Below are 24,473 nucleotides of genomic sequence, written 5' to 3' on the forward strand. Positions count from 1 at the left end.
ATCTAATCTAATCATATTGTACTATTTTAATGATTAGAAAACAATATATTTCATTATTCCCCCATAATCATCAAAAGGGACTATAACCACATGCAATACATTTGCATAAGGTATAGTCCCTTATAGTTAGATAAATTATTTTTTATCATCTTGCTTAGTTTCTTCTGTATCTACAGATTTACCAAGCTCATTTTGTTTTAAAACTTGTTGTTCTAATTCTTCTACACTAGTTGGTTGTTCAGATTGTTCAGGTTTATCTTGAGGTTTAAATTCAGCAGGTTTCTTATCGAATGTATCTCTAAGTTTATCAGTACCTTCTTTAGCTAAATTTTTGATAGCCTCAGGATCTGCACCGCTGAATGCTGCAAGAGCTTCTTCATTCTTAGGATCAAAGAAAGGCGCTTGTTTAAAGCCTAACATAGCTGCTACAAACACCATTGGAATTTGAGCGATAGCACTGTTGTATTCTTTAACTTGGAAGTTATAGATTTCCCGTTTATTAGAAATGAAAGTTTCATTTTCACTAATTGCTTCTAAAAATTTACCATATTGACTATCTGCTTTTAACTCTGGGAATTGATTAGCTAACGCCGTAATATTTTGAACAGCCTTAGCCGTTGCACGTGCCATTTCCAAGAAATTATCAGACACCTTTAATTGAATGGATTTCTCATAATCGCCATATTCATCAACTAAACCAGAGTATTGATTGATAATAGCTACCTTTTTCTCATAGGCTACGATAATATTAGCGCGAGCTTCTTTAATCTCTACAGTTAATTTTTGCAATGTATTATATTGCTTAATAAAGAAAATTACCAATGCTAATATCAGCAGAAATATTAATGAACTCATATAATCCTCTCTCCATTTCTGTAATACTATAATGAAAACCAAACTAACATGAACAACATAAATAATTTGGTAACATTATACCATATCAAATATATAACTGATATGAAATTTTATTCATGAAGTGTAAACTATAGAATACATTTCAGATATACCTTTACTCCATTTAGTAGTACGTTCATGTATGTCCATTCATTTCTCTCCTATTAATACATACAAATATCGCTTCAATGTTAACGATAAAAATTATTTCGTACACCACTTATATTTATTATAATAAAGAAAAGGAGGACTTGAAAGTATGGGAACCTATATACTAATCCTAATGTTTGTATTAGTTGCTATTGCCGTGACATTTGCTACTTATAACTTATCTATAATTAAATCCATGCCGCCTGAAGAACGTTATAAACTCCTCTATTTTAAAGATGATCAAGTCTCTATAGGCATTGGATTAGTAAGAAGAACATATAATTTAAAAGATATTCGCGAAGTGCGTTTCTCTAAAGGCAAAAAATTCCGCAGCATGGGTAGCTGGGCCGGTAGAATGAAGATTTGCAAAATAAATGGTAAAACAAGTCGTTGGATAGAGTTTGATGGTACTGTCTATTACAAAAAAATGGTATATATATCTAACGAAGAAATTATTGATAAATCAATAGACATACTCATGAAAGAATTTAGATCCAGAGGAATCCAGTGTAATAAATATAGATAGTAACATACAAAAACGGCTTCTCGAAATTTCGAGAAGCCGTTTGCTATTGGTGCGCCTAGCAGGATTCGAACCTGCGCACCCGGTTCCGGAGACCGGCGCTCTATCCCCTGAGCTATAGGCGCATGTGTACTAAAGAATTATACCATATTACAGCATGCTTCGATAGTATAAAGTATATTAGCATATGGTCATATAACATACGCCCCTATCATTAACTAATCGATGAAATAATAATAGAGGCGTATTATTTTACATATTCTTTTTAATGACCTGTAAGAGTGCATCACAGCTACGACTGACATCATCATAGGTTTCGTCAAAGTTTCCCGTATACCAAGGATCTTTTACATCTCGGCTTTCACCAACAAAGGACATAGCCTTATGCACCTTATGATCCACATCATCACCGATAATACGACGTAAGTTTCGTGCATTATTTTCATCCATGATGATGAGGTAATCAAATGTATGGTAATCATCTACAGTCACTTGACGAGCCTTACGACGAGTATAAGGAATCCCCATTTCATCTAATTTTTGTTTAGTCCCATAATGAGTATCATTTCCTATCTCCTCACGAGATGTGGCAGCGGACTCGATATAAATTGACTCAGTCAGACCAGCCTTATTAACGATATGCTTCATATAAAACTCTGCCATCGTAGAACGACAAATATTTCCGTGACAGATAAATAAAACATTAACCATTATATCTCCTTTAACACCACACCAAGTGCCAAATTATTAACGTACAAAGTTCGTAGATACATTTTTCTCTGTATCTGGATATGGCACACCTTGCTCCTTGGCTACCGCAAAGCTACGTATCATCCAAATCATATTACGAGCCAAGTTACGCATGGTTTGCATGCCTTCTTCATCTTGCTTAGCATCCTCTGCTACTAGGCCGTGGCTAATATTCCAATACGTAGAGCCTGCAATTGGCATTTGAGAAATACCAAAATATTTATTAAGCACATCAAAGGATGCCGTTGTGCCACCACGACGAGCTACCGCAATAGATGCACCTGGTTTAAAGGCAAATGGATTTGGTGTTACATTTTCTGCACTGAAAAATACACGATCTAAAAAGGATAAAATACGACCACTTGGATGTGCATAATATACAGGTGTGGCAAAGATAAAACCATCTGCATCCTTCGCTTTTTCTACAAATGCATTTACATCATCATCTTTGAATACACATTCACCATGTTTAAAACAATAGCCACATTGAATACAATCACGAATAGGTTTATTGCCAAGCTGAATGACCTCTGTCTCTACATTGGCTTCGCTGAATACCTTTTGTACCTCTTGTATAGCTTGCATAGTCGTACCATTTACATGGCTACTACCATTTACGATCAAAACTTTCATATTCTATTCTCCTAATTTTTACTTAAAAAATTGTATAAGCTCTAGTTTTTATATATTAGCATAGAAATGTGAATTTGTTAAATTAATAGATTTAGATGCCCGAATCCTCTTTTCAGAATTAAAGAAAATATAATTACACATTATCGCCGTAAAATATAGCCCTAGTAATTTTAATAAATAATCAATTGTCATATTATAAAATAATAATCTTTTATCTTATAAACAAAAACATCGACTACTATCATATGAATTGTAGTGACCCCAAAAAGTTAGACTTATTATTCCGAGTAACTTAAACTAGTTGCTCGGAATTTTTTATGCTGCAGTAGTAGCTAAACGATAGTCAACTGGACTTAGCCAGTTCAATTTCTCCTTAATTCGTTTAGTATTGTAATACATAATATAGTTTTCAATCGCCTCTTTTAATTCATCATAGCTATGAAAGGTATTGCCATAATACAGCTCTTGTTTTAAGATGGCAAAGAAATTTTCCATTGGTGAATTGTCGAGACAATTACCTTTTCTAGACATACTTTGGAATATATTATGCACTTTTAAATTATATTGATACGTTTTCATTTGGTAACCCCAGCCACGGTCAGAATGAAATGTTCGCCGATACTTAGCATCGGCAGTCTTTTCAATCGCTTGTTGTTGTGCTGAAAGTATGGACTCAGCCGATGGTGTAGGACTTATACTAAAACTGATAATTTCAAGATTATATAAATCCATAAATGGATCTAAGTATAGTTTTCTGACTTTTAAAGCACCATTTGCATCTATTTCATAATATTTAAATTCAGTTGTATCTGTAGTAATTTTTTGATGTGGTTGAGTGCAATGGAATCTACGCTTGATGCGATTAGGTGCAATCCGCCCTTTAACACCTTTATATGAGTTATATTTTCGGCTCTTACGGGAGAATGTTATTACTTGCAGATTAAACTTTTGCATAATTCGTTGTAATCGTTTCTTATTAATAACAATACCTCGTGATTGTAACAAGGGTAACAACCGTCTATATCCATAGTGGGGATGGTCTTTACGAATATCTTCAATAGCTATTCGTATTTGTAAATCTGGATCCACTCGGTCCAAGCGCTGTTGCCAGTACATATATGTTGCTTTGGGAAAATGTAAGGCAGCAAGAATCTCAGTTAGATTGAATTCTCTTCGGAGACTGCTAATGATTCTTGCTGCTCTTTCATTTTTCGAGCGTCCTCGAGGCGCAATCTCCTCAATTCTTTTAAATAGGCATTCTCTATTTGTGCATAGCGTAATTGTTTTTCTAATTCTAAAATACGAGCTTGCTCTGGTGTTAATTCTTTTTTCTGCTTTTGGCTACGTGATTTAGTATGTGTGGTAATCTTTACTTTTTCATCTGTCCGTCTCATAGTAGGTACTCGTCCTTTCGGTCGCTCGACAAAAGCATTGGCCCCATATTTCATAAACTCCAATTTCCAACGAGTTACTAATGAAGGATTATTTAGACCATATTGAAATGCAATTTGCCGATATGATAGTTCACTAGTTAAGTATGACTCTACCACAGCTAGCTTAAATTCTGAAGTATATCTTGTATTATTTCGTTTTCGACATAAACCATCTTTACCAAATTCTTTAAATGCATTAACCCAACGCAGAACTTGCGTTGCATCCTTTACACCGTATTTCTTAGCTAAAGAGCTATATCCGCCCTCGCTATTTAGATATGCGGTAACGACTTTTAATTTAAATGTAAAGCTATATTTTGCCATAGAAAAACCGACCTCCTTAACGTTAAGATTTTTGGTCTAACATTAAGGGGTCGGTTCAAATTAGTCGATGTTTTTTGCACTATAAAGTTAACTATTCATGGCCGTCTAAAACTTCTATTAAAATAAACCTACAAAATAGTTATATATTCAATTAGAAATTATGTCGTACCCCCGCATCGATACGCCATATATTATCTATAGTAGCACCAAAGTTTTTCGTAAATGTGCCATATAGGTATGTACTAGGGCGAACGCTCCAGGAACCGCCTATTTCAGCATCGATCCAAGTATCTTTCAAATCGAGTTCCGTTTTTACTGTTGGATTGCCAGGTGCGGAATAGGTTGTATTCATCTTACCAGCAAATTCATGGGCCAATGCAAGTTTTGCAAAGATATTAGATTTTTCTGTTTCTTTACCAATGCCAAAACCTAATCTACCCACAGCGGAGTTAACGCCGTCTGCTTTCACATGCATGGAGCCACCACCAGCAATATTAGCATCATAAGATACGCCATTCAAACGACCTACGATGAATTCTACGCTAGGGTCGATGTAGAAGCCATTTTGTTTCTTAATGCGCTTACCGTATTCAGCGCTCAAGGATGTGCCAAATGTGTGGTAATCACCGTTCACACGTTGACCGCCTACAGAATAAAGTTTGTAATTATTGGACAAACGATTTCCACGAGCGATGATGTCTAGATAGCGACCATCATCATGTTGTTTTGTGCCATATAACGCAAGGCCTCCAATTTTACCATCCCCACTGCCAACAGCGTAGGAATTGCTAGATGTACTATAATCTAGGGCACCACCAACTACCCAGCCATTCGATACCTTATGGTCATAACCAACTTGAACACCATTATAGGTCATACGAGCATCAGCGCCATCTGTAATCTTTGATTTACCACCAATATATTTAGCCCATACACCTTGATCTGTATTAGCTAAACGAAGGTCGCCTAAACGGCGTTGTAAATCGTTTGTATTATTACGCCATGCCATAGCCGTAGATGCAAGAGCGGATTTGGTACCGCTTACCAATGAGGATTCCCCAGCGTGTTTAACAGTCGCCGTATTACCTACAACGAGATTACCTTGCGCATCAAACGCATCTGTACCAAGTTCTGCAACAGCTGCAGGGCGTGTTATGCCTTCATTGATTTGAACTGCGGTAGCTAATTTTTTATCATTTCCAGTATATTGCAATTTATTTGCCAATGCTTGCATTTCCGTACGGTAACTTGCATCATCAGTTAGATTTTTTGCACTATCCCCTTGCACCATTACATGGCTATTGTCAGCTGCATGTTGGATAATGATTTGCCCCTTACCGTCTTCACTAGCTGGTACACCAGCCTTATAATCGGCATTCACAAAGCCGCTATAATTTTGAATGGTAATTGGACGTGCATCGATAGGGTGGATAATACCTGCCGCAGTTGGGTTCGCCCCACCTACGAGATTACGTACTTTACTCCCCTTATATAGGTACGCCGCATTATCCCCAGAAGGACGTTCTTTTTTAGGAGTAGGACGTTCCATACCAATCCATTCATTATTCCAAGTAGCCCCATTTTGTAGATAAATATCGGCACCAGAATTATGTGGATTTTTATTGCTTTCAGCATATTCATTCAAAACAGCACCGGTAAGGCTAGAGTTAGGTGTTGTGAAAGCCAGTGCTATATTAGTTGGTTCAACATTATGATTTGGATCACGGCCATAGTCCTTGTTGATAAGGCCCACATTACCAACAGCAACTAGGTCCTTAGTACCTGGATGTTTGCCATCAGCGCCTGCATTAACATATACATCCCCTTCTTCTGCTACTACAGAATAGGTATCAGATGTTTCTACAGGATGCGTGATAATCTTACCGCCTCCATCAACAAGGATATGACCTCGTTGATTGACTTGTAAACCAGAGCCGATAGCATCGATATCTACATTGCCTTTAACATGAATATTGGTATCCCCAAAATCTCGGTCCGGATTATCCTTGCTAAGACGTGGCACCTTCCCACCGTAACCAGCATAAACAGCACTCATATAATAATGACCCAATTCTCGTTTAGAAGCAGGCGCATCATTTTTAAGATGAACCACTAAATCCTTATCTACCGTTAACTGGGATCCAAATCCATTGTAAATACCTGTTACATTTTTGGTTTTCCCTTCATCGGTCAAGCTTTTACCATGTACATTAACCGTTAATGTATCTTCAATATGCTTAACCTCTGGTTGCGTTTGTGTAGGGGAACCCATAGATAAACCAAGTAATTCTTCTGCTTTATCACTCGATACATTAATATCAGTAGCCCCAGCAGAATAAGATAAACCTGTTAACACTAAAGCAGCCATAACTGCCGATACATGACGATATAATTTCATAAAGTTCTCTCTTCTTTCTTAGCCAGTCTTAATTTACACTCTCAACAGACTGATTTATATACTCTCAAAAACATAGAAAGACCCCCTAAGTCCAACTTAGGAGGTCTTTTATTAACTCACACACTCGGTAAGTACTAGAAAATACTAATTATTATTCTTCAGGAGAAATAAGGAATGACAATGCACTAAAGTATTTATTTTGTTCTCCTTTATTTTGTGTAGGGAATGCAACTTCTACGCCCACTACATTTAAACCATCAGCAGTAACCGCTACAGTAGCTTTACCGTTTTCATCAGCTTTAGCTTCACCAGTCAAATCATTTACTAAATCTTTAATAAGAGGTGCATTTGCATAAGGTTTACCATCTTTCAATACTTGAATTTCATAAGTATCGCCTTTTCTAAGTGTTAATGGGTTAACAGATGGAATGATTTGGATAAATGCATTTTTATCTACGAAAGGTTTTGCTTGTGCATTCCAATAATGAACATCATATTTGATAGCATGTGTACTCTTAACAGCACCTGGTACTTCTGTAATTGGTTTATGAATCATTTTGCCATCTTTAGTTTTAGTCCAGTAGCCATAGTCAAAATTAGTCACTGTAACACCAAGATCTGCTGGTGGAACAATGGCTACATTTTTTTCATGTTTAACAACTTGTACTGGAATTTGTTTACCTTGAACATCATAGCCAGTAATATTTTTCACCATATCTGCACTATAGGCATTATCTACCGGACCTTCACCAAGAACAAGGACTTTTTCATCGGTACGGTTAGCAAAGAATACACCATGAGCGTCAACGGAAGAGCATACAAAACCTGCAGCCAAACCTACAGCAAATAAGGATGCTAATAATTTCTTATTCATAAAAACCTCCATAATCAATAACTTATATCAACAAACTTGTTATTATTATACAAATTTATAGAGGTTTCGTATATACCTATACCCGTATAATCAAGCTATTATGCATATTCTATATATGCAAGCATTACTATGCTTATCTATCATAAATGATAACTTTATCATCTAACTTTCATATGCATATAATAAATAGGAATACCTAAATCTCATAAAAATACAAAAACGACACTCACCAGGAGTGTCGTTTTCATATATCTTGTATAGATATTATTTTTTATTTTTTGCAGCTTTCGCACGTGCAGCACGATCAAGGATTGTTTTACGCATACGAATGCTTTCAGGTGTTACTTCAACAAGTTCGTCATCGTTGATCCACTCAAGAGCTTGTTCCAAGGAGAAGATGCGAGGTGGAGTCAAGCGAACTGCTTCATCAGAGGAGCTGGAACGCATGTTAGTAACGTGTTTTTTCTTACATGGGTTAACGTCCATATCAAGTTCACGAGTGTTTTCACCGATAACTTGGCCTGCGTACACGTCTTGGTTAGGACCAACGAACAATGTACCGCGATCTTGAACAGAGTTCAAACCATATGGTGTAGTTTCGCCATTTTCGAATGCTACCAAGGCACCGCGTGTACGGGAAGGAATTTCGCCTTTGTATGGTGCATAACCATGGAATACATGGTTCATGATACCATTACCTTTTGTAGCTGTTAAGAATTGTGCACGGAAACCGATCAAACCACGTGCAGGAATTACGAATTCCATACGAAGGTAACCAGCTAACTCAACCATGTTAGTCAATTCAGCTTTACGTTGACCAAGATTTTCCATTACAGTACCCATGAATTCTTGAGGTACGTCGATAGTCAATGCTTCTAATGGTTCGCACAATTTGTCGTTAATAGTTTTGAAAATTACGCGAGGTTTACCTACTTGTAATTCATAGCCTTCACGACGCATAGTTTCAATCAACACAGCCAAATGCAATTCGCCACGGCCAGATACTTTGAAAGCATCTGCAGAATCAGTTTCTTCTACCTTCATAGAAACGTTAGTTTCTACTTCGCGGAACAAACGATCACGTAGGTGACGGGATGTAACGAATTCACCTTCGCGACCTGCGAATGGAGAGTTGTTTACGGAGAATACCATGGACAATGTTGGTTCGTCGATGGAGATGGATGGTAATGCTTCAGGATTTTCAGCATCTGCTACAGTTTCGCCGATATTGATATCGTCGATACCAGCGAATGCAATGATATCGCCCATTTCAGCTTCGTCAGTTTCAACACGATTCAAGCCATTATATGTATATACGCGGCCAATTTTCGCTTTACGAGTGCTTTCACCAGTCATGATAGCTACTTGTTGGTTAGTTTTCATTTTACCGCGAACGATACGGCCTACTGCGATTTTACCGATAAAGTTATCGTAATCAAGTGTAGTAACCATGAATTGAAGAGGACCTTCCAAATCACCTTGTGGTGCAGGAATTTCTTTAATCAATGTTTCAAACAATGGTTCCATATTTACAGCTTCGTCATCCCAGTTAGTTTTAGCCACACCAGCACGAGCAGATGCGTATACTACAGGGAAATCTAGTTGGTCATCATCAGCTTCAAGTTCCATGAACAATTCAAGAACTTCATCTTCAACCTCTTTAACACGTTGGTCAGGACGGTCAATTTTGTTGATAACAACGATTGGTTTCAATTTTTGTTCTAATGCTTTACGCAAAACGTATTTAGTTTGAGGCATTGGACCTTCGTAAGCGTCTACGAGAAGCAATACGCCGTCAACCATGTTAAGTACACGTTCTACTTCACCGCCGAAGTCAGCATGGCCTGGAGTATCAACGATGTTGATTTTGATGCCATCATGCATAACTGCAGTGTTTTTAGACAAGATAGTAATACCACGTTCACGTTCCAAATCATTGGAGTCCATTACGCGTTCTGCTACCTTTTCATTTTCACGGAACACATGGCTTTGTTTTAATAATGCGTCCACCAAAGTAGTTTTACCATGGTCAACGTGGGCGATAATCGCTACATTACGAAGATTTTCGCGAATCATAAGATCCTCCCTTTAATTCCTTTAGTATATTCTATATCATATAACGCTTGTGAAAGTCGCTATATAGGTATATTCCCAAAATTGGCAACACTTAATTATAACGCAGTCTATAGAAAAAAGTCAAAACAGACGCCTATTCTAATCATGGCAATTTCAACATTTGATTATACTTTTGACTCATCTTATAGGCCGCTCATTGTTTTTACTACCTAATTTTTTTGTATTCTATCGCGCGCCTAGCAGATTGACGCAACAATGGAATTTGTTCATTCCTTAAATGAAAACAGAATTTAGGAATCATCTGTTCTATAATCTCTTCATCAGAGGCTTTCAAAATAAATTCTGGCTGTAGTATAGGTTCCAATTCATCAAGTCCAGGATAGTCTTTCCCGACGCTCCAATCATGATTCTTATTAAATGGGCACGAGTCTTGGCAATTATCACAACCTATAATCCACTCTTCCAACATATCCTCTGTCACACCTTCTGGCATATTCCCATCACCAAAGGTATTAATAAAAGAAACACATGTCATTGGATTCATCGTAAATGGTGCAGATAAAGATTTCGTTTTACAACCTTGCTGACATAGGTTACAAGAATCTGGGCACGGAGGAATATCCGTATCATGAATATATTCACAAGACTTATCTATTAAATAGGCTACCAATTCATAATTAGAACCTTTAGGACCATAAAAGAAATTATTTTTTCTAAAAATTCCAAGCCCTGCTGCTACGGAAGCAGGACGCAGAGGAACAACGCCAGCGGGCTTGGCTGTTTCACCGCCAATAAATTGGATATTCTTACTACGTAACCACCTTTCAAAAGATCGTCTTCGTTTAGCCTCAACACCATCAGGGGTATTAGCTAACGACAATAATAACCCTTTTGCATATCGCTTCTGCAGCGACACAGGAAACTTATAATTTCCAAAATATTCAGTACAAACTACTATAGATTGTGCCCAAGGATAATTTTCTTTCAATGTCAAAAAAGCTTTACTATGAGCATATACATCTTCACTTTCAGGTACATCTTCTAAACGCTTCGTTAACCGGTCTTTATAAAAATCAAGTGCATCAAGAGGCACTATACCACAACTATCATACCCACATGCTAGCGCTTTATCATGAATCTCCTGGGCCAACAAAGTATTCATATCATCGCCTCCTAAACACAAATGAACTATATAACCATCATACTCTTTTAAAAACCATAAAAAAAGATTTCTTATGAATACAGTCTCCTTAAAAAGAGTAACAATACATAAGAAATCTTGTATGAGTATTTAGTTTGTATTAATCTTCACCAATCATACGTACTTCTGGTTCAAGATGTACACCATGTTGGTCATACACGCGACGTTGTACTTCGGCAATTAAATCGAGTACATCCTTCGCACTAGCACTGCCTGTATTAATAACAAAGCCCGCATGCTTATGGGATACTTGCGCATCTCCTACGGATAATCCCTTTAGGCCTGTTTGTTCAATCAAGGTTCCTGCAAAATACCCTGGTGGGCGTTTAAAGGTGGATCCGGCACTAGCAAATTCTAAAGGTTGTTTGGACTCCCGTTTTTCTGTAAGTTCATCCATGCGTGCCTTAATAGCAGCTTTGTCTCCAGGTTTAAGAGTCATAATCACTTCACCGATAACCTCATGATTATCATGGAATACACTATGACGATACCCAAAATCTAAATGCGATGCATCATATTCTTTGATATTGCCTTGAAAATCTACAGCTCGCACCGCAGTGACTACATGGCTCATTTCCCCATCATAAGCGCCGGCATTCATAAATACGGCACCCCCTAATGTACCTGGAATACCGATGGCAAACTCTAGGCCAGTCAAGCCATTTTCCCATGCGAACTCAGAAGCGTCCTTTAACATATATCCTGAACCAATACACAATGTATTATCATTACAGTCCATGATTTGTGTCATATGTCGAACCGATACAACAGCACCGCGAATGCCACCGTCCTTCACGAGAATATTGGACCCACAACCGATAATGGTAACAGGCACATCAAACTCGTGAATGGTGCGAAGAGCAAAGCTCAATTCAGCCATCGTTGTAGGTTCAACGAATAGATCCGCAGGGCCACCAATTTTAAATGTCGTATGATGACGTAAATATTCCTCTTCCCGTACACGTGTACTTGGTAATTCTTTTAATAAAGCCGTTTGTAAGGCCTTAATGTTGTGGTTGTTGTTTTTCCCCATGATCTAACACTTTCATCCCCTCAGTGATTGGTTCGCTAATGATTTTGTAAATATCATTAGATACTTGGCTCCAACGCATTTGCGCTTGCAAATAATTAGCAGCTGCCGTATTTGCTTGAATTTGAGGCATCAATTCCTCTTGTTTCTTTTGCAAATCATCTGCTTCAGGCGCGCCGGACAACTTAGCATATTCCCATTGCATTTGTTGAGCCATAAATGTGCGCACCAATGCAGTTGCTTCTGCGTCAGCTTTCACAGCCTCTTGCGCTTGCATCAACTCTTTATACTCTTCAGATTCACGCATTGCGTGTGCTAAATCATGAGCTTTATCGTAATTCATATTCATTCCCCCTATTGTATACACTATTCTTTGTGAAAGCTAAGTCTCACGAACATCATACATTATTTTACTTATGGCTAATCCAATTGCCAACTTCTTTCAAATCTGGATAATCCAATTGACGCATAGCCTCATAGGCAATAATAGCCACAGAATTAGAAAGGTTTAAAGACCGAGCCTCTTCCACCATAGGAATGCGAATGCACGTTTCCTCATTACCTTCTAATAAACTTTCAGGTAAACCTCTAGTTTCAGGACCAAACACGAGCATATCACCGATTTCAAATTTCACATCAGAATGCACATGTTTTGCCTTTGTAGTAGCATAAAAATAACGACGATCAGGATATTTCGCATATAGTTCTTCTATATTTTCATGTACCTGTACATCTACCAAATGCCAATAATCAAGGCCCGCTCGTTTAACGTGCTTGTCATCAATGGAAAAACCCAATGGCTTGATAAGATGCAAGGTCATATGATTTGCCGCACAAAGGCGTGCAATATTACCGGTATTACCAGGAATCTCCGGTTCATATAATACAATTTCCATATTATTCCCTCTATTCTTATATCTATATTATTCTACCTAATCTAAAGTACGTATTCAAGTAGTGAATTCTATTTTTCCTAGGTGGGACACAAATAGCCCTACACCACTAAGATTATTTACTGCTACTTCGAATAAAATGGCCGCTCTTGCCCCCATCTTTTTCAACGAGATACGTAGGCCCCATAATCATGCCTTTATCAATGGCCTTGCACATATCATATACCGTAAGAAGGCCCACTTGAACAGCCGTAAGTGCCTCCATTTCCACACCGGTTTGCCCCGTTGTCTTAACCGTAGCCGTAATTTTAACCGCTTTATTATGTGTATCCGTTGTGAAAGCCGGACTTTCACCATCAGCAAGGTGACAATGAACCTCGACCTTCGTAAGCATCAAGGGATGGCACAACGGAATGAGATTACTCGTTTGCTTAGCCCCCATAATGGCAGCCAATTGAGCGACAGACAAAACATCCCCTTTCTTCATCGTCCCACCTTGAATGCGCTCAAAAATATCATCATTGATGGCGATAAATCCCTCTGCTACTGCAATGCGATGCGTATGGTCCTTCTCGGACACATCCACCATCCACGCGTTGCCTTGTTCATCAAAATGTGTTAATTCCATAATATTTCCTTATTTTATGTATAAATGTACATCAATAGTTTTACTTTTTCCATTTCTATTATACAATATAATTAAATTAGTATATATGAGGAAGGAAGTGTTCCTATGAAAACAAAATTAACTTATTTCGGCCATGCGTGCTTTATGCTAACAAACGGTGATGTATCCATGATTTTTGACCCATTCTTAACAGGCAATACATGGGACATCGAAAAAAAAGAAGATATTAAATGCCAATACATCTTCGTCAGCCACGGTCACGATGATCACTACGGCGACACAGAGTTCATCGCTAAAGCTAACGATGCGCTCGTAATCTCTACAGCTGAAGTTGCTGGCAAAGCAGCTGCTGCAGGTTGCCGTACACACGCTATGCACCTTGGCGGTAAATATGACTTTGAATTTGGTTCCGTTCGTATCGTTCCTGCATTCCATGGTGCTGGCGTACCAGGTGGTCACGCAGCAGGTTGCATCGTCAACTTCTTTGGCGACATCGTATACTTTGCAGGCGACACCGCCCTCTTTAGCGACATGAAACTATTAAACCGCTTTGGCGATATCGACTACGCACTTCTCCCTATCGGTGATAACTACACAATGGGCGTCGAAGATGCAGCCCTTGCAGCTAGCTATGTAAAAGCTCGTATTTCCATCCCAATCCACTACAAAACATGGCCTGTTATCGACCGCGAACCAGCTGTATTCACAAGCCTAGTAGAAGGCAAATACAACCAAACTGCAGTTATTATCGATCCAGGTTCTTCTATTGTTTTAAATAACTAATTACAACGTTGTGACAAAAACAGCCCCAAAACTCCTCCACAGGCTTGTTCTTCGCCCTACGGGCTCAGGCCAAAGTCAGAGTTTGGGGGCCATTTTTGTCATTCCACCTTGGTAATTTATCTATTATAAAACTAATACAGATAAATCAATAGAGTGCAAAAAAGGACGCAATTGCGTCCTTTTATATTGGAAGAATACTTTCATAATCTCAATAAATTACATAGTATTTACACTCAAAAAAGATATAGGGACGTCTAAAATCTAGTCTTTCCCGCCCTTGATATATGTATTTTAAAATTAGAACAGGCCTGTTCTAATTTCAGAACCCCAGTGTAATCAGTGCCTTAACAATCTTAATAAGCTAGGTAGCATCTACGTTCAGAAAGGGGACGAGGGTGACTAAAATCTGACTTTGGCCCGTTCTTTATTATGCCCGAAGTGATCAGCTGCTTAACAATCTTAATGGAGCAAATATCATCTACGTTCAAAAGGGAGGTATGGGTGTCTAAAATCTGACTTTGGCCCGTTCTCTTTTTACCCGATGTAATCAATGACTTACCAATCTTAATAAGCTTGGTAGCATCTACGTTCAGAAAGGGGACGAGGGTGACTAAAATCTGACTTTGGCCTGAGCCCTTTAGGGCGAAGAAAAAGCCGGTGGAAGATTTTAGTCACCCTCGTCCCCCTCTGCCGTAATCAAAAAACTCTAAGATTGGTAATCAATGATTACTCTTGATTTGCCATGGAAAACCCCGACCGACTGCTCATTCTCACAAATTCGTCAATGTCTTGTGTTTCGTCAACGGCTACGTAGCCCATTTCACGAACTATGCCGTACGGATTATGCAAAGACAGTTTAGGTTCAGAGCCCGTAAGGACCCAAAGTACTTTGTAGCCTTTTGGCGATTCGCGAAGACGATCTTCGCCTTTGCCATCCGTAAAGTATACGAGTAAGTCTACGTGATGTTGATTGGCTAAGGAAAATACCGGTGAAAAGGCGGTAGACCCGCGCACATCAAGGCGTGGTTTGACATCTTTTACAGTTTCCATTGTATAAGTGCGGCGTACTTCGTTATCACATTCTACAATGGTAATGCGATGATTATAGGCATGAACAATTTGTAATACTTGTTCTAACGCATTGGTAAATTCTGCATCTGTAATACTACCGCTCATATCGAGGGCTACCCACACATTCGCCTTATGTTGGCGTAATGTGCCAGATAATTCCAAACGCTCGGGCTGACGACGATTGCGACGCATCGTCGTTTTTTTATGTCCACTAGCCACTTTACCCATCAACTTTTTAAGATAAAAATACCATGGCAAGGAACGGCGCGTCTTTTGGAATGTATCGATAAGGCCTTTTACATAGCCTTCCATATCCCCTTTTGATGCTTCGTTGATATAACGTTCCGTAATTTTATCCATAGTTTCTGTATCTATAGAATCGGACTCATCCCATATATCATGACTCGAATCGGCATTAAACTCCATAGCCACCACTTGACTAGCATCATCGACAGATACAAAAAGGTCTGGTTTTTCCTGCATCGCCTTATCAATGGCCTTTGCGTAATATTCTAATGTACGAAATCTCTTTAGTAATAGTCCATATCTCGCATTTACATTGGCAACGGTTATAGCATCGCGGTCTACATGTTCTAAATAATCGTTTACAACCATGTCCATAGCCATGTGAACAGCTTTTTTATTAAACCGTTGACTAAGTTCTTTGACCCGCATCAAATGAGCGGATATAACATGTAATATTTCTCGTTTAATGCCGTCTTTCATAACATCCGGCGGTTGTCGTAACATAATGAAAGGATTGACATAGAGCACATAGCCCCCATGTTTGAGGTTTACGCCAAAAGCACTAGTCATATCTAAGCGTACACGATGCGTCATTTGTAGATAAAAATAGCCAAAGAATTGATCCTCGTCAAGCAATAAACTATTTACATCATGCAAAATATGCCATAACCGTTGTTCATATCCATCAGATAACGCATGTTGCGTCAATACATCAAGATCTGTGCCTTCCCCATCATACAGTTCCGTTAAGCCCTTGCCTATCGTGCCAATATGACTATCTGACATATTGTGATTCACCATATCTACAGCAATCTCTTCTGCGTGTTGCTTATGCACGGGATGTCCATCTACATACGCTTGATAACGCGCATATAATTGCTCATACAACGCATCCGCCTCACGAGCAATCTGATTACGCTTTCGATGCCATCGATCGAGTTCCTTAATAGCCTCTTCATCGTAACGTCCAGTCTTCTCCCATCCGTCTATATGAGTGAGCAGGTCAGATGCATCCCGAATATCGTCTTTATCTAAATTTCGATTCATAATTTCTACCTGTCATATGCACTTTCACAATTAACGATTGGCTTCAAAAAACGTTTCAATAAAGAGCTCATCCTCAATAGCATAGCTATACACATGAGCATATGCGTTGCGTAAATCTTTCATAACAGCAATGCGCAAATCACCTGGATACAATGTGATGAACTCAATAAAGTAATGAACTTCTTCGGCATTACTATTACGATTCAAACGATACAACATATTTTTCGCAGAAACATAGAGGCGAGTAGGACTTTCACCATTAACACGTTCTTGCAAGGACATAATGGCACCCGGTTTATGCACCGCCTCTAACACATCATCAAAGGAGATCAATGGCTCTTGTTCAGTTTCAACGAAATTAACTAAGGCCTCCGCAATGAGTTTACCTACATTACCACGGATAACATTTTGGAATACTTCACGGCTATAACCACCTTCCTTATAGATACCATAAATATGAGATATCCGTTCAAAGGAACGCGGTGTAGCATCGATATCATCTTCGTGACGTTGATTTAAATAATCTGGATAAGAGGAGATAAATTCCACTACCTTATCCTCAATGCCTGCAGAAATAGCCCAGTCAATCCATTGCATATAATCCGCTTCCATATAAAGCCATACAAAACGATTTTGTTGAGCTGGGTCCATATCAATTGTTTGGTAGTCAAAGGAATCCTCTGGGTTCATAGCAGCAATGATACGCACATCATCACTCAAGGCAAATCCATTAATTTCTCGGTTCAAAATCAAGTTCATCAACTCTTGTTGCACCGCATGTTCTGCACGGTTGATTTCATCGATAAACAGCAACACATGTCGACCTGCATTAACGGCCCGTGATACATGTTCCAATGTATGATGCACGGCATACACGGTAGTCTTTATTTCTTTAACCGTACCATTACTATCTTTATGGGATACAGTTTCCACCGTTGGGAGGCCCCCAATTTCGCCTTCTTTTAAAAGATTGCCATCAATGGTGACGAGCTCCCAATCATGAACCTCTGCTACGCGCGCTGCTAGCGATGTTTTACCAATCCCCGTTTCACCGACGAGCAATGGCACTTGATTCGCGGCTAGTACCAATTCCACACTAGCCATTGTATCTGTAAAATTCATTATGACTCCTTATTCTTAATACAGTAAATATTGATCGATAGCGATTTTCTTCGCCTGTACTGATCCGTATACATCAACTAATGACAATATGTCGATAGGCCATGTTGATTGGCGTCCGCCAATGGCAGGATTGCTCACGAGTTCCCGTACGTATCGCTCCTCTACAGCTGGATTTGCAATCATTTCAGTTATAATTTGTCTAACCATATCGACAGTCAATCCTATTTGTTTTGGTACATACCCAAGTATTAATGTAGAAACCTTCAATAGCTCTAGCACTGTGTCTAAATCCAGATTTGTAATTTGACGCATAGCTTGCGGATCTTGTAACACGGCGGCTTTCAAAATTTCCAATGTCGGATACTGGATATAGCGCAATGCTAGATAATTAGACTTTACAGCCGCCATTTGAACTCGCTCTGATGGATTTGCAATATATTGCAATGCATCATATTGTGTTTCTACAGCCCTTAACTGTAATTCCTCTGATGGATTTGTAATGTATCGAATGGCCCAGCCCGATTGGTCTAATGCAATGCGAACGACTTCATCCGATGGATTTTGAATATACTCAAGAACTGCCCAATCTTGTTTTACCAATGAAATCAGTAAATCGTCACTTGGATTCTCCACATATTGAATGGCCCGTGGCGACTGTGCTAACGCAGTTTCAATCACACGCTGAGTAGGATTTTTAATGTACTGTAATAGCATCCCATTCTGCTCCACACATACTAGCTGCATCCCCTCTGTAGGATTAGGGATATTGCGAATGCCATGGGGATTGTTTTTGAGAGCCGTTATATATTGTTCTTCTGTCATACTACCCTTCATTTCTATCTAAAAAGGCCATACGAATACGTACGGCCTATACTGAATTCTATTCCTATTGTATCATAATTTTTCGATATAATTATATCTGTTTCGTATACTTACTACACTGTTAATGAATCTAAATCAGAATTATTCCCAATAACTAATAATTTATCATCTTCACCGAGGATGGTAATTGGGTTTGGTGGAACTTCTAAATCCTCACCGCGTCTTATGCCTACTGCATTAAGATTATATTTCTCACGCAAATTGGAATCTTTCAAACATGTGCCAACCATAAATGAAGGCATTTTTATTTCTATAAGACTAATATTTTTGGATAGTTGTAAATAATCCATCACATGGTCTCTAGTTAAAAATTGTACAAGACGTAATGCCATATCATATTCAGGGTAAATCACTTGATCTACACCTATTTTATGAAGCATTTTACCTTGTATATTATTTTCAGCCTTGGCCACAATTTTAGGTGCGTCTAACTCTTTAAGAAGCATAGCTGTCATTAGATTAGCTTGAAGATTTCCACCTATAGCCACAATAACCATATCAAACTGGCTTAGCGCCAATGCTTTGATTGCCTCTTCATCGGTTGTATCTGCAACTATAGCATGTGTTATAAATGGTGAAATTTTCTGTACAACTTCTGGATCAATATCTACACCTAATACCTCATGATCCATGGAAGCTAACATCTTGGCAACAGTGCCACCAAATTGACCAAGACCTATTACTGCTATCGTTTTATGTTTCATATATGCCCCCTTTTATATTCAATCTAATCTGTTTTTATAACAATACACGCTCTTCTGCATAGTTAATTGGTTTAGTCGGTGCCGTTCTTAACGCCCAAGTACCAATAACAGTCATAACCCCAACACGGCCCGTAAACATGACAAGCATCAACACCCATTTACTACTTTCAGATAAATCAGGTGTAATCCCCGTCGAAAGACCTACGGTCCCAAAGGCAGAGGTTACCTCAAAAAGTATTCGAATAAAGTTATACGGCTCATCCCAAGCTAAATAGCAAGTAGCAAGCAAAACAAGAAGGATGGATAAAAAGATTATCCCATTTGCCTTAAGGACAGTAACCAACGAAATACGACGTTCAAAAACCTCTGTATCAGAACGGTTATTAAATAATGTACGCGATGCTAGAAAAGCGACAGCAATAGTACTAATTTTAACACCTCCTCCTGTGGAGTTAGGACCTGCCCCGATAAACATAAAAATGATGGTAATAAACAGAGTTATGGGATGTAAATCATTATAATCTACAGTTGCAAGACCTGCCGTACGAGGGGTAATCGATTGAAATAGAGCAGCCATGACCTTATTCCATATAGGTAAAGGACCAAAAGTTTTGGGATTCGCCCACTCAACTCCCAAGAAAATAATAGTCCCTAAAAGGATAAGCACCGTTGTGCCAACTAACATTATTTTTGTGTGTAGTTTTAAATCTACAAAACGTCGTAGCTTGCGATGCGACCAAATATCAAAGGTTGCGAGATATCCGAAACCACCTATTACAATAAGGGCCATTGTATTTATATTAAATAATACATCGCCCACCATGGCATAAGGTAGATTATTATCAAAGAATATAAACCCTGCATTACAAAAGGTCGAGATGGATTGCATGATTCCCGTATATAATGCAGCATCACCAATATAAGGATATAGCTGAATGGTATAGAGAATACCACCAATAATTTCGGCACAAAAGGTATAAATAGTTAGCTTTTTCGTAATGTGTAAAAGCCCTTTCATTCCATCTTGCCCTACATCCTCAGATAAAAGCACGCGATTTTTTAGACCTACCCGTCGCCCTAATACTAGAGCGATAATAGTGGTAAAGGAAACAATCCCCAAACCACCTAATTGGATAAGGATTACCATGACGATTTTGCCAAACAAGGACCAATGATAATAGGTATCTACTGTCGCCAATCCTGTTACAGAAACGCAAGATACTGCGGTAAAAGCTGCATCTACAAGCGCTGTACTATGGCCTTGAGCATTTGATAGGGGCAACATGAGCAATATCGTCCCTATAGTCATAACAGCCAAAAAGCTAAGAGCTAATAGACGATAAGGATTATGTTGCATATATTGCTGAACTTGATTTTTTGAAGTATTTTTCCACATAACCATAATCCTATCCTATAAGCGCCTTGATATCTTCTAAACTCGGCAATGGACTGCGGCCGCCAATTCCTTGCGTATTAAGAGCTGCTACAGCAGAAGCAAAAGTAGCCGCTTTTTCTAAGTCCTCGTGCGCACAACTATGGAGTAAATCGATAGCATTTAAGGACTGGCTCGTTTCATTCATAGTTGATGTGTTAGTACCATCTGCTATTTTGCAAAGTGTTTTTGTAAGCATATACAAAAAAGCACCATGGAAGCTATCCCCAGCCCCCGTTGTATCTACTACAGTAGCTTGAGAAAATGGTTCACATCGATAAGATGTTCCATCAGGCCATACAAAATAACTACCGTTAGCACCATCGGTAACACCTGCTATGAAGGCTCCTCGTTCATGAATGATACGACAAGCATCTTCTAAATTAGTTGTGCCTGTATATTTTTCAGCATAGTCTCGAGCTACGATAACGATGTGACTGGCTTCTGTAATAGGCTTCATATCTTCATCGTAGCGTTGAGCACCACCATCTAAAGAAATAATAGTGCCTACCTCTTTTGCAACGGCCATAGCAGAGCGCATGAGTTTGCGATGTCTACCATTGATATGCAAAATATAGGCAGATTCTATGAGTTGTTTATGAGCCTCTAAGAACTCAGGCTCAGTTGCAGTAGATCGTTCAAAAAATACAGCGCGTTCCCCTGTCTTCTGTTTTACAAGAATCGTTGCAGTTCCACTCTTAGCATCCGCATCAACTTGGATGCCCTCTGTATTGACATTATATTTATGAAAGTCCTCTAGAATATAGCGTCCAACCATATCATCCCCAATACGGTCAATCATTACCGTCCGAGATCCATATTTACCAGCCGTGGCTAGTGCAGTCGCTACTGGCCCGCCGCCATCTGTAGTAGATGAGATGGCCTCTTGCACCTCACGCCCCGTTGGAAAATGATCAACCACGATGAATCGATCTAAGGTACTAGCCCCAATACCAACTATATCTATCAATTCGTTAGGAAATGCATTCATACTAACCTCCTAATACCTTGTATAACTATATGTACAGAATACATTCCGAAACATAAAAAGTAAACCCTAGGCCACGATATATTCTCGTTAAACTGAATAGTCCAGTTTAAAGAATAGATCGTAATCTAGGGTTTTAATACTAAGATAAAACGTACCTGTCAATGTTTGTAGTTATTTATATGAGAGGTTGTTAGTGATAATTAGGACATCATACGTTCCATCATGTATTCAATTTCATCAGCGCTCAAATTCGCCATAGCTTGAATCATGCGATTTGCTGATTCACCAGAGGCACCACTCTTAGCGATTTCTTCTTTCGCTTTTGTCATGAGTGCTTCTTTGCGTTGCGCTTCTGTCTGTTCATCGGTTGGTACCGAAATATTAGCCTTACCTTGGCCAATACCACGTATCTCTTGATTAGGATTTTCTTTAGATGTAGTCTTCGTATCTTGGGCCGCTACGGATTCTAAGGCAAAGGAGTTTTTGCCCGTTATAATATATTCCATAGCCTCCAATGTACTTTGCGTAATATTTACAGTCCAGAATTCACCAGCTGATGTCAATTTATACAATAAGCCATTATACAAAACTAGGCCTCGTTTCTCCCATAGTTTATACAACCAATTCAATTCATCTAAACGAGAATCCATAGCCACTAATGTATTGATATTCAAGTAGCCTTGTTCCAATTGACTTACTACTTGGTTTACAAATGGTTGTAAATCACTTTGCTTCATAAGTGCCATAAATGGTTTTTCGCCACGGCTTACCATATCTTCATATGGTTTAAGCGCACGATGCAGCATCATACCATAGCCATCAACATTGCCACCGGCGCCACTGCCAAATGGGAACATCGGTACACCTGCTTTAGCTAAGATATTGTATAAACTACGTTCACGATTATTAGCGCTCCAGTGTGCGGCACTCAATCTTCGATAGGCACGAGCCTCTAAATAGGTACGTCCAAATTCAAACATATCCCCTTGCATAGACGTTGTGGCTGCTGGTGGTACCTTACCGCTCGTAATATCGCGGTTTAGATCACTACCATCGAATACATTTAATTGATATAGGTCAGCGCCATCTACACCAGATTTTACTAGATCAGCTAAATCTTGTTCCCAAACCTCCATTGTTTGACCAGGCAATCCGTAAATTAAGTCGATAACAACAGAACATTGCCCATAGGCCTTTAGAGCCGCTAACCGTTCAAGTACAGTTTCTTTTGTATCCAAACGTCCTACCATTTGGCGCACCTTAGTATTAAACGACTGGATCCCGATAGACATACGGTTAACTCCATTATTCATCCATACTTCAAGATTTTCAGGAATCAAATCATGAATGCGACCTTCTAGGGTAAGCTCATAATCATTAGCTAGTGGTAAGTATTCTTTAATCGCTTTTAACAAGCGCTCTGAATTTGCTGGAGATAGAGATGTCGGTGTACCACCACCAATAAATACAGCGTGGATAAGCCCATCCTTTAAGCGTGGACATTCACTAGCCAGCTTAAGTTCCCCAATGAGGCCATCAATATAGTTATCTTCAATACTTTGACTTGTACCATTTTGGAAGAACCCACAGTACGTACATTTTGTCTTGCAGAATGGAATATGTATATAAGCACACTGCATTTGCCCCCTCTTAGGAGTACCACGCATTACAGCATCCCATACAGATTGTGATTCCTTCGGTGAAATTAAAGTCCCATTAAGGCCTGCGTGAACAACGCGCTTATGAGGAAAGGCGCCACTCATAGGATTATCACAGGCCAATCCTAATTGCAGATTCCGTTGTTTTTCTGGAATCGATTCGAAAAAACTCGCTAAACTCATACGTTCCCCCTTTCACTCATTAGCCTTGCAACTTTGCAAGCACAGATTTAGCAAATTCTTTCGCATTTGCAAAATCTTGTTCATCAGGATGCGTTTCTGCCGCCTTATGCAATGCATCACGTTCAGGGCTTTGTCCATGAGCAGATCCTGGTGGGAACATTTTGTACATCATCTCAATAACCTTAGGGTCGATTTTACCTTGGCATACAAAACCATCTACAAGAGATTCTTTATTAGGCAATAAGGCAGATGCCTTTTCAATACTTTCACGAGCATGATCAGAATCGGCATACATACCTAGTGTAGCAAAGAATACTACATGTCTATTTGTAAGGGTTTCAATCAACTTAGCAGCTTCTTTATTAGCTGTACCACGATCCACCCAGAAACCTACAAATACAGTATCGTAATCCCCTAGATTGGCCGGTGCCTCTTTTACCGGTACACAAGGTGTACCTTCAGGCATAACAGAGGCCATCGCCTCTGCTACGCTTTTTGTATTCCCAGTGAGGGAAGAATATAAAATAATAGTACCCATATTTATCTC

The 24,473-nt window shown here is 39.0% G+C and carries 23 protein-coding genes and 1 tRNA gene; 2 read left to right on the forward strand and 22 right to left on the reverse strand.

Annotated features, from left to right (window positions below; translation table 11 throughout):
* Positions 1–135: 135 nt before the first annotated feature.
* Positions 136–855, reverse strand: coding sequence for a LemA family protein (locus tag HMPREF1477_RS03730; RefSeq protein ID WP_016475874.1), 720 nt, complete (start codon positions 853–855; stop codon positions 136–138).
* Positions 856–1,153: 298 nt separating this feature from the next.
* On the opposite strand from HMPREF1477_RS03730, the gene HMPREF1477_RS03735 reads away from it, so the two are divergent.
* Entirely contained in the window at positions 1,154–1,570 is a 417-nt protein-coding gene (locus tag HMPREF1477_RS03735; RefSeq protein WP_016475875.1) for a hypothetical protein, read from the forward strand.
* A 47-nt stretch (positions 1,571–1,617) separates the two neighbouring features.
* Here HMPREF1477_RS03735 and HMPREF1477_RS03740 read toward each other — a convergent pair.
* The 13 genes from HMPREF1477_RS03740 to moaC form a co-directional block, all read right to left on the reverse strand.
* Positions 1,618–1,692: transfer RNA gene (locus tag HMPREF1477_RS03740), tRNA-Arg, on the reverse strand.
* Positions 1,693–1,819: 127 nt separating this feature from the next.
* Positions 1,820–2,278 (reverse strand): low molecular weight protein-tyrosine-phosphatase, encoded by a 459-nt coding sequence (locus HMPREF1477_RS03745; RefSeq protein WP_016475876.1) that lies wholly within the window; start codon positions 2,276–2,278, stop codon positions 1,820–1,822.
* 36 nt (positions 2,279–2,314) lie between these two features.
* On the reverse strand, positions 2,315–2,950 hold the full coding sequence (locus HMPREF1477_RS03750) for a flavodoxin family protein (RefSeq protein ID WP_016475877.1): 636 nt from the start codon (positions 2,948–2,950) through the stop codon (positions 2,315–2,317).
* A gap of 315 nt (positions 2,951–3,265) precedes the next feature.
* The gene (locus HMPREF1477_RS09830) at positions 3,266–4,192 is read right to left on the reverse strand and encodes an IS3 family transposase (protein WP_304412408.1); all 927 of its coding nucleotides are present in this window, start codon (positions 4,190–4,192) and stop codon (positions 3,266–3,268) included.
* A complete protein-coding gene (locus HMPREF1477_RS09835; RefSeq protein WP_016475879.1) occupies positions 4,108–4,707 on the reverse strand; it encodes a helix-turn-helix domain-containing protein in 600 nt (199 codons plus the stop codon). The genes HMPREF1477_RS09830 and HMPREF1477_RS09835 overlap by 85 nt, the downstream gene beginning before the upstream one ends.
* Before the next feature lie 151 nt (positions 4,708–4,858).
* Positions 4,859–7,105 (reverse strand): autotransporter outer membrane beta-barrel domain-containing protein, encoded by a 2,247-nt coding sequence (locus HMPREF1477_RS03765; protein WP_016475880.1) that lies wholly within the window; start codon positions 7,103–7,105, stop codon positions 4,859–4,861.
* A 151-nt stretch (positions 7,106–7,256) separates the two neighbouring features.
* Positions 7,257–7,979, reverse strand: coding sequence for a DUF4198 domain-containing protein (locus HMPREF1477_RS03770; protein WP_016475881.1), 723 nt, complete (start codon positions 7,977–7,979; stop codon positions 7,257–7,259).
* Between the two features lie 264 nt (positions 7,980–8,243).
* Positions 8,244–10,055 carry a translational GTPase TypA gene (gene typA, locus HMPREF1477_RS03775; protein WP_005378604.1) on the reverse strand — a complete coding sequence of 604 codons (1,812 nt, stop codon included), beginning with the start codon at positions 10,053–10,055 and terminating at the stop codon, positions 8,244–8,246.
* Positions 10,056–10,260: 205 nt separating this feature from the next.
* The gene (locus tag HMPREF1477_RS03780; protein WP_016475882.1) at positions 10,261–11,217 is read right to left on the reverse strand and encodes an epoxyqueuosine reductase; all 957 of its coding nucleotides are present in this window, start codon (positions 11,215–11,217) and stop codon (positions 10,261–10,263) included.
* Positions 11,218–11,356: 139 nt separating this feature from the next.
* Positions 11,357–12,289 carry a UDP-N-acetylmuramate dehydrogenase gene (gene murB / locus HMPREF1477_RS03785; protein WP_016475883.1) on the reverse strand — a complete coding sequence of 311 codons (933 nt, stop codon included), beginning with the start codon at positions 12,287–12,289 and terminating at the stop codon, positions 11,357–11,359.
* On the reverse strand, positions 12,261–12,629 hold the full coding sequence (locus tag HMPREF1477_RS03790; protein WP_005378601.1) for a YlbF family regulator: 369 nt from the start codon (positions 12,627–12,629) through the stop codon (positions 12,261–12,263). The genes murB and HMPREF1477_RS03790 overlap by 29 nt, the downstream gene beginning before the upstream one ends.
* Positions 12,630–12,696: 67 nt before the next feature.
* A complete protein-coding gene (gene trmL, locus HMPREF1477_RS03795; RefSeq protein ID WP_005381877.1) occupies positions 12,697–13,182 on the reverse strand; it encodes a tRNA (uridine(34)/cytosine(34)/5-carboxymethylaminomethyluridine(34)-2'-O)-methyltransferase TrmL in 486 nt (161 codons plus the stop codon).
* Positions 13,183–13,294: 112 nt separating this feature from the next.
* Positions 13,295–13,807, reverse strand: coding sequence for a cyclic pyranopterin monophosphate synthase MoaC (moaC, locus tag HMPREF1477_RS03800; protein ID WP_005378574.1), 513 nt, complete (start codon positions 13,805–13,807; stop codon positions 13,295–13,297).
* A 105-nt stretch (positions 13,808–13,912) separates the two neighbouring features.
* On the opposite strand from moaC, the gene HMPREF1477_RS03805 reads away from it, so the two are divergent.
* Positions 13,913–14,590 (forward strand): metal-dependent hydrolase, encoded by a 678-nt coding sequence (locus HMPREF1477_RS03805; protein ID WP_016475884.1) that lies wholly within the window; start codon positions 13,913–13,915, stop codon positions 14,588–14,590.
* A gap of 726 nt (positions 14,591–15,316) precedes the next feature.
* On the opposite strand, the gene HMPREF1477_RS03810 is transcribed toward HMPREF1477_RS03805, so the two are convergent.
* The 8 genes from HMPREF1477_RS03810 to HMPREF1477_RS03845 all read right to left on the reverse strand — a co-directional run bounded on the left by HMPREF1477_RS03810 (position 15,317) and on the right by HMPREF1477_RS03845 (position 24,464).
* Entirely contained in the window at positions 15,317–16,954 is a 1,638-nt protein-coding gene (locus HMPREF1477_RS03810; RefSeq protein ID WP_016475885.1) for a VWA-like domain-containing protein, read from the reverse strand.
* A gap of 30 nt (positions 16,955–16,984) precedes the next feature.
* A complete protein-coding gene (locus HMPREF1477_RS03815) occupies positions 16,985–18,076 on the reverse strand; it encodes an AAA family ATPase (RefSeq protein WP_016475886.1) in 1,092 nt (363 codons plus the stop codon).
* Between the two features lie 15 nt (positions 18,077–18,091).
* The gene (locus tag HMPREF1477_RS03820; protein WP_016475887.1) at positions 18,092–18,898 is read right to left on the reverse strand and encodes a hypothetical protein; all 807 of its coding nucleotides are present in this window, start codon (positions 18,896–18,898) and stop codon (positions 18,092–18,094) included.
* Between the two features lie 113 nt (positions 18,899–19,011).
* A complete protein-coding gene (locus tag HMPREF1477_RS03825) occupies positions 19,012–19,662 on the reverse strand; it encodes a TrkA family potassium uptake protein (protein WP_009661413.1) in 651 nt (216 codons plus the stop codon).
* A gap of 34 nt (positions 19,663–19,696) precedes the next feature.
* Positions 19,697–21,058 carry a TrkH family potassium uptake protein gene (locus HMPREF1477_RS03830; RefSeq protein ID WP_016475888.1) on the reverse strand — a complete coding sequence of 454 codons (1,362 nt, stop codon included), beginning with the start codon at positions 21,056–21,058 and terminating at the stop codon, positions 19,697–19,699.
* A 10-nt stretch (positions 21,059–21,068) separates the two neighbouring features.
* Complete coding sequence (locus tag HMPREF1477_RS03835) at positions 21,069–22,085, reverse strand: carbohydrate kinase family protein (RefSeq protein ID WP_016475889.1); 1,017 nt, start codon at positions 22,083–22,085, stop codon at positions 21,069–21,071.
* A 200-nt stretch (positions 22,086–22,285) separates the two neighbouring features.
* Complete coding sequence (gene hutW, locus HMPREF1477_RS03840) at positions 22,286–23,926, reverse strand: heme anaerobic degradation radical SAM methyltransferase ChuW/HutW (RefSeq protein ID WP_016475890.1); 1,641 nt, start codon at positions 23,924–23,926, stop codon at positions 22,286–22,288.
* Positions 23,927–23,945: 19 nt separating this feature from the next.
* Complete coding sequence (locus HMPREF1477_RS03845; protein ID WP_016475891.1) at positions 23,946–24,464, reverse strand: flavodoxin family protein; 519 nt, start codon at positions 24,462–24,464, stop codon at positions 23,946–23,948.
* Positions 24,465–24,473 lie beyond the last annotated feature (9 nt).

Source organism: Veillonella sp. HPA0037 (genome assembly GCF_000411535.1).
Taxonomy (GTDB): Bacteria; Bacillota; Negativicutes; order Veillonellales; family Veillonellaceae; genus Veillonella; species Veillonella atypica.

Coding starts and splice junctions, on each gene's coding strand:
- HMPREF1477_RS03825 (WP_009661413.1), bottom strand. CDS start 19,662: ATGAAACATAAAACGATAGCAGTAATAGGTCTTGGTCAATTTGGTGGC.
- HMPREF1477_RS03735 (WP_016475875.1), top strand. CDS start 1,154: ATGGGAACCTATATACTAATCCTAATGTTTGTATTAGTTGCTATTGCC.
- HMPREF1477_RS03765 (WP_016475880.1), bottom strand. CDS start 7,105: ATGAAATTATATCGTCATGTATCGGCAGTTATGGCTGCTTTAGTGTTA.
- HMPREF1477_RS03780 (WP_016475882.1), bottom strand. CDS start 11,217: ATGAATACTTTGTTGGCCCAGGAGATTCATGATAAAGCGCTAGCATGT.
- HMPREF1477_RS03810 (WP_016475885.1), bottom strand. CDS start 16,954: ATGAATCGAAATTTAGATAAAGACGATATTCGGGATGCATCTGACCTG.
- HMPREF1477_RS03750 (WP_016475877.1), bottom strand. CDS start 2,950: ATGAAAGTTTTGATCGTAAATGGTAGTAGCCATGTAAATGGTACGACT.
- hutW (WP_016475890.1), bottom strand. CDS start 23,926: ATGAGTTTAGCGAGTTTTTTCGAATCGATTCCAGAAAAACAACGGAAT.
- HMPREF1477_RS03805 (WP_016475884.1), top strand. CDS start 13,913: ATGAAAACAAAATTAACTTATTTCGGCCATGCGTGCTTTATGCTAACA.
- HMPREF1477_RS03835 (WP_016475889.1), bottom strand. CDS start 22,085: ATGAATGCATTTCCTAACGAATTGATAGATATAGTTGGTATTGGGGCT.
- typA (WP_005378604.1), bottom strand. CDS start 10,055: ATGATTCGCGAAAATCTTCGTAATGTAGCGATTATCGCCCACGTTGAC.
- HMPREF1477_RS09835 (WP_016475879.1), bottom strand. CDS start 4,707: ATGGCAAAATATAGCTTTACATTTAAATTAAAAGTCGTTACCGCATAT.
- HMPREF1477_RS03830 (WP_016475888.1), bottom strand. CDS start 21,058: ATGTGGAAAAATACTTCAAAAAATCAAGTTCAGCAATATATGCAACAT.
- HMPREF1477_RS03770 (WP_016475881.1), bottom strand. CDS start 7,979: ATGAATAAGAAATTATTAGCATCCTTATTTGCTGTAGGTTTGGCTGCA.
- HMPREF1477_RS03845 (WP_016475891.1), bottom strand. CDS start 24,464: ATGGGTACTATTATTTTATATTCTTCCCTCACTGGGAATACAAAAAGC.
- trmL (WP_005381877.1), bottom strand. CDS start 13,182: ATGGAAATTGTATTATATGAACCGGAGATTCCTGGTAATACCGGTAAT.
- HMPREF1477_RS03730 (WP_016475874.1), bottom strand. CDS start 855: ATGAGTTCATTAATATTTCTGCTGATATTAGCATTGGTAATTTTCTTT.
- moaC (WP_005378574.1), bottom strand. CDS start 13,807: ATGGAATTAACACATTTTGATGAACAAGGCAACGCGTGGATGGTGGAT.
- HMPREF1477_RS03745 (WP_016475876.1), bottom strand. CDS start 2,278: ATGGTTAATGTTTTATTTATCTGTCACGGAAATATTTGTCGTTCTACG.
- HMPREF1477_RS03790 (WP_005378601.1), bottom strand. CDS start 12,629: ATGAATTACGATAAAGCTCATGATTTAGCACACGCAATGCGTGAATCT.
- murB (WP_016475883.1), bottom strand. CDS start 12,289: ATGGGGAAAAACAACAACCACAACATTAAGGCCTTACAAACGGCTTTA.
- HMPREF1477_RS03815 (WP_016475886.1), bottom strand. CDS start 18,076: ATGAATTTTACAGATACAATGGCTAGTGTGGAATTGGTACTAGCCGCG.
- HMPREF1477_RS03820 (WP_016475887.1), bottom strand. CDS start 18,898: ATGACAGAAGAACAATATATAACGGCTCTCAAAAACAATCCCCATGGC.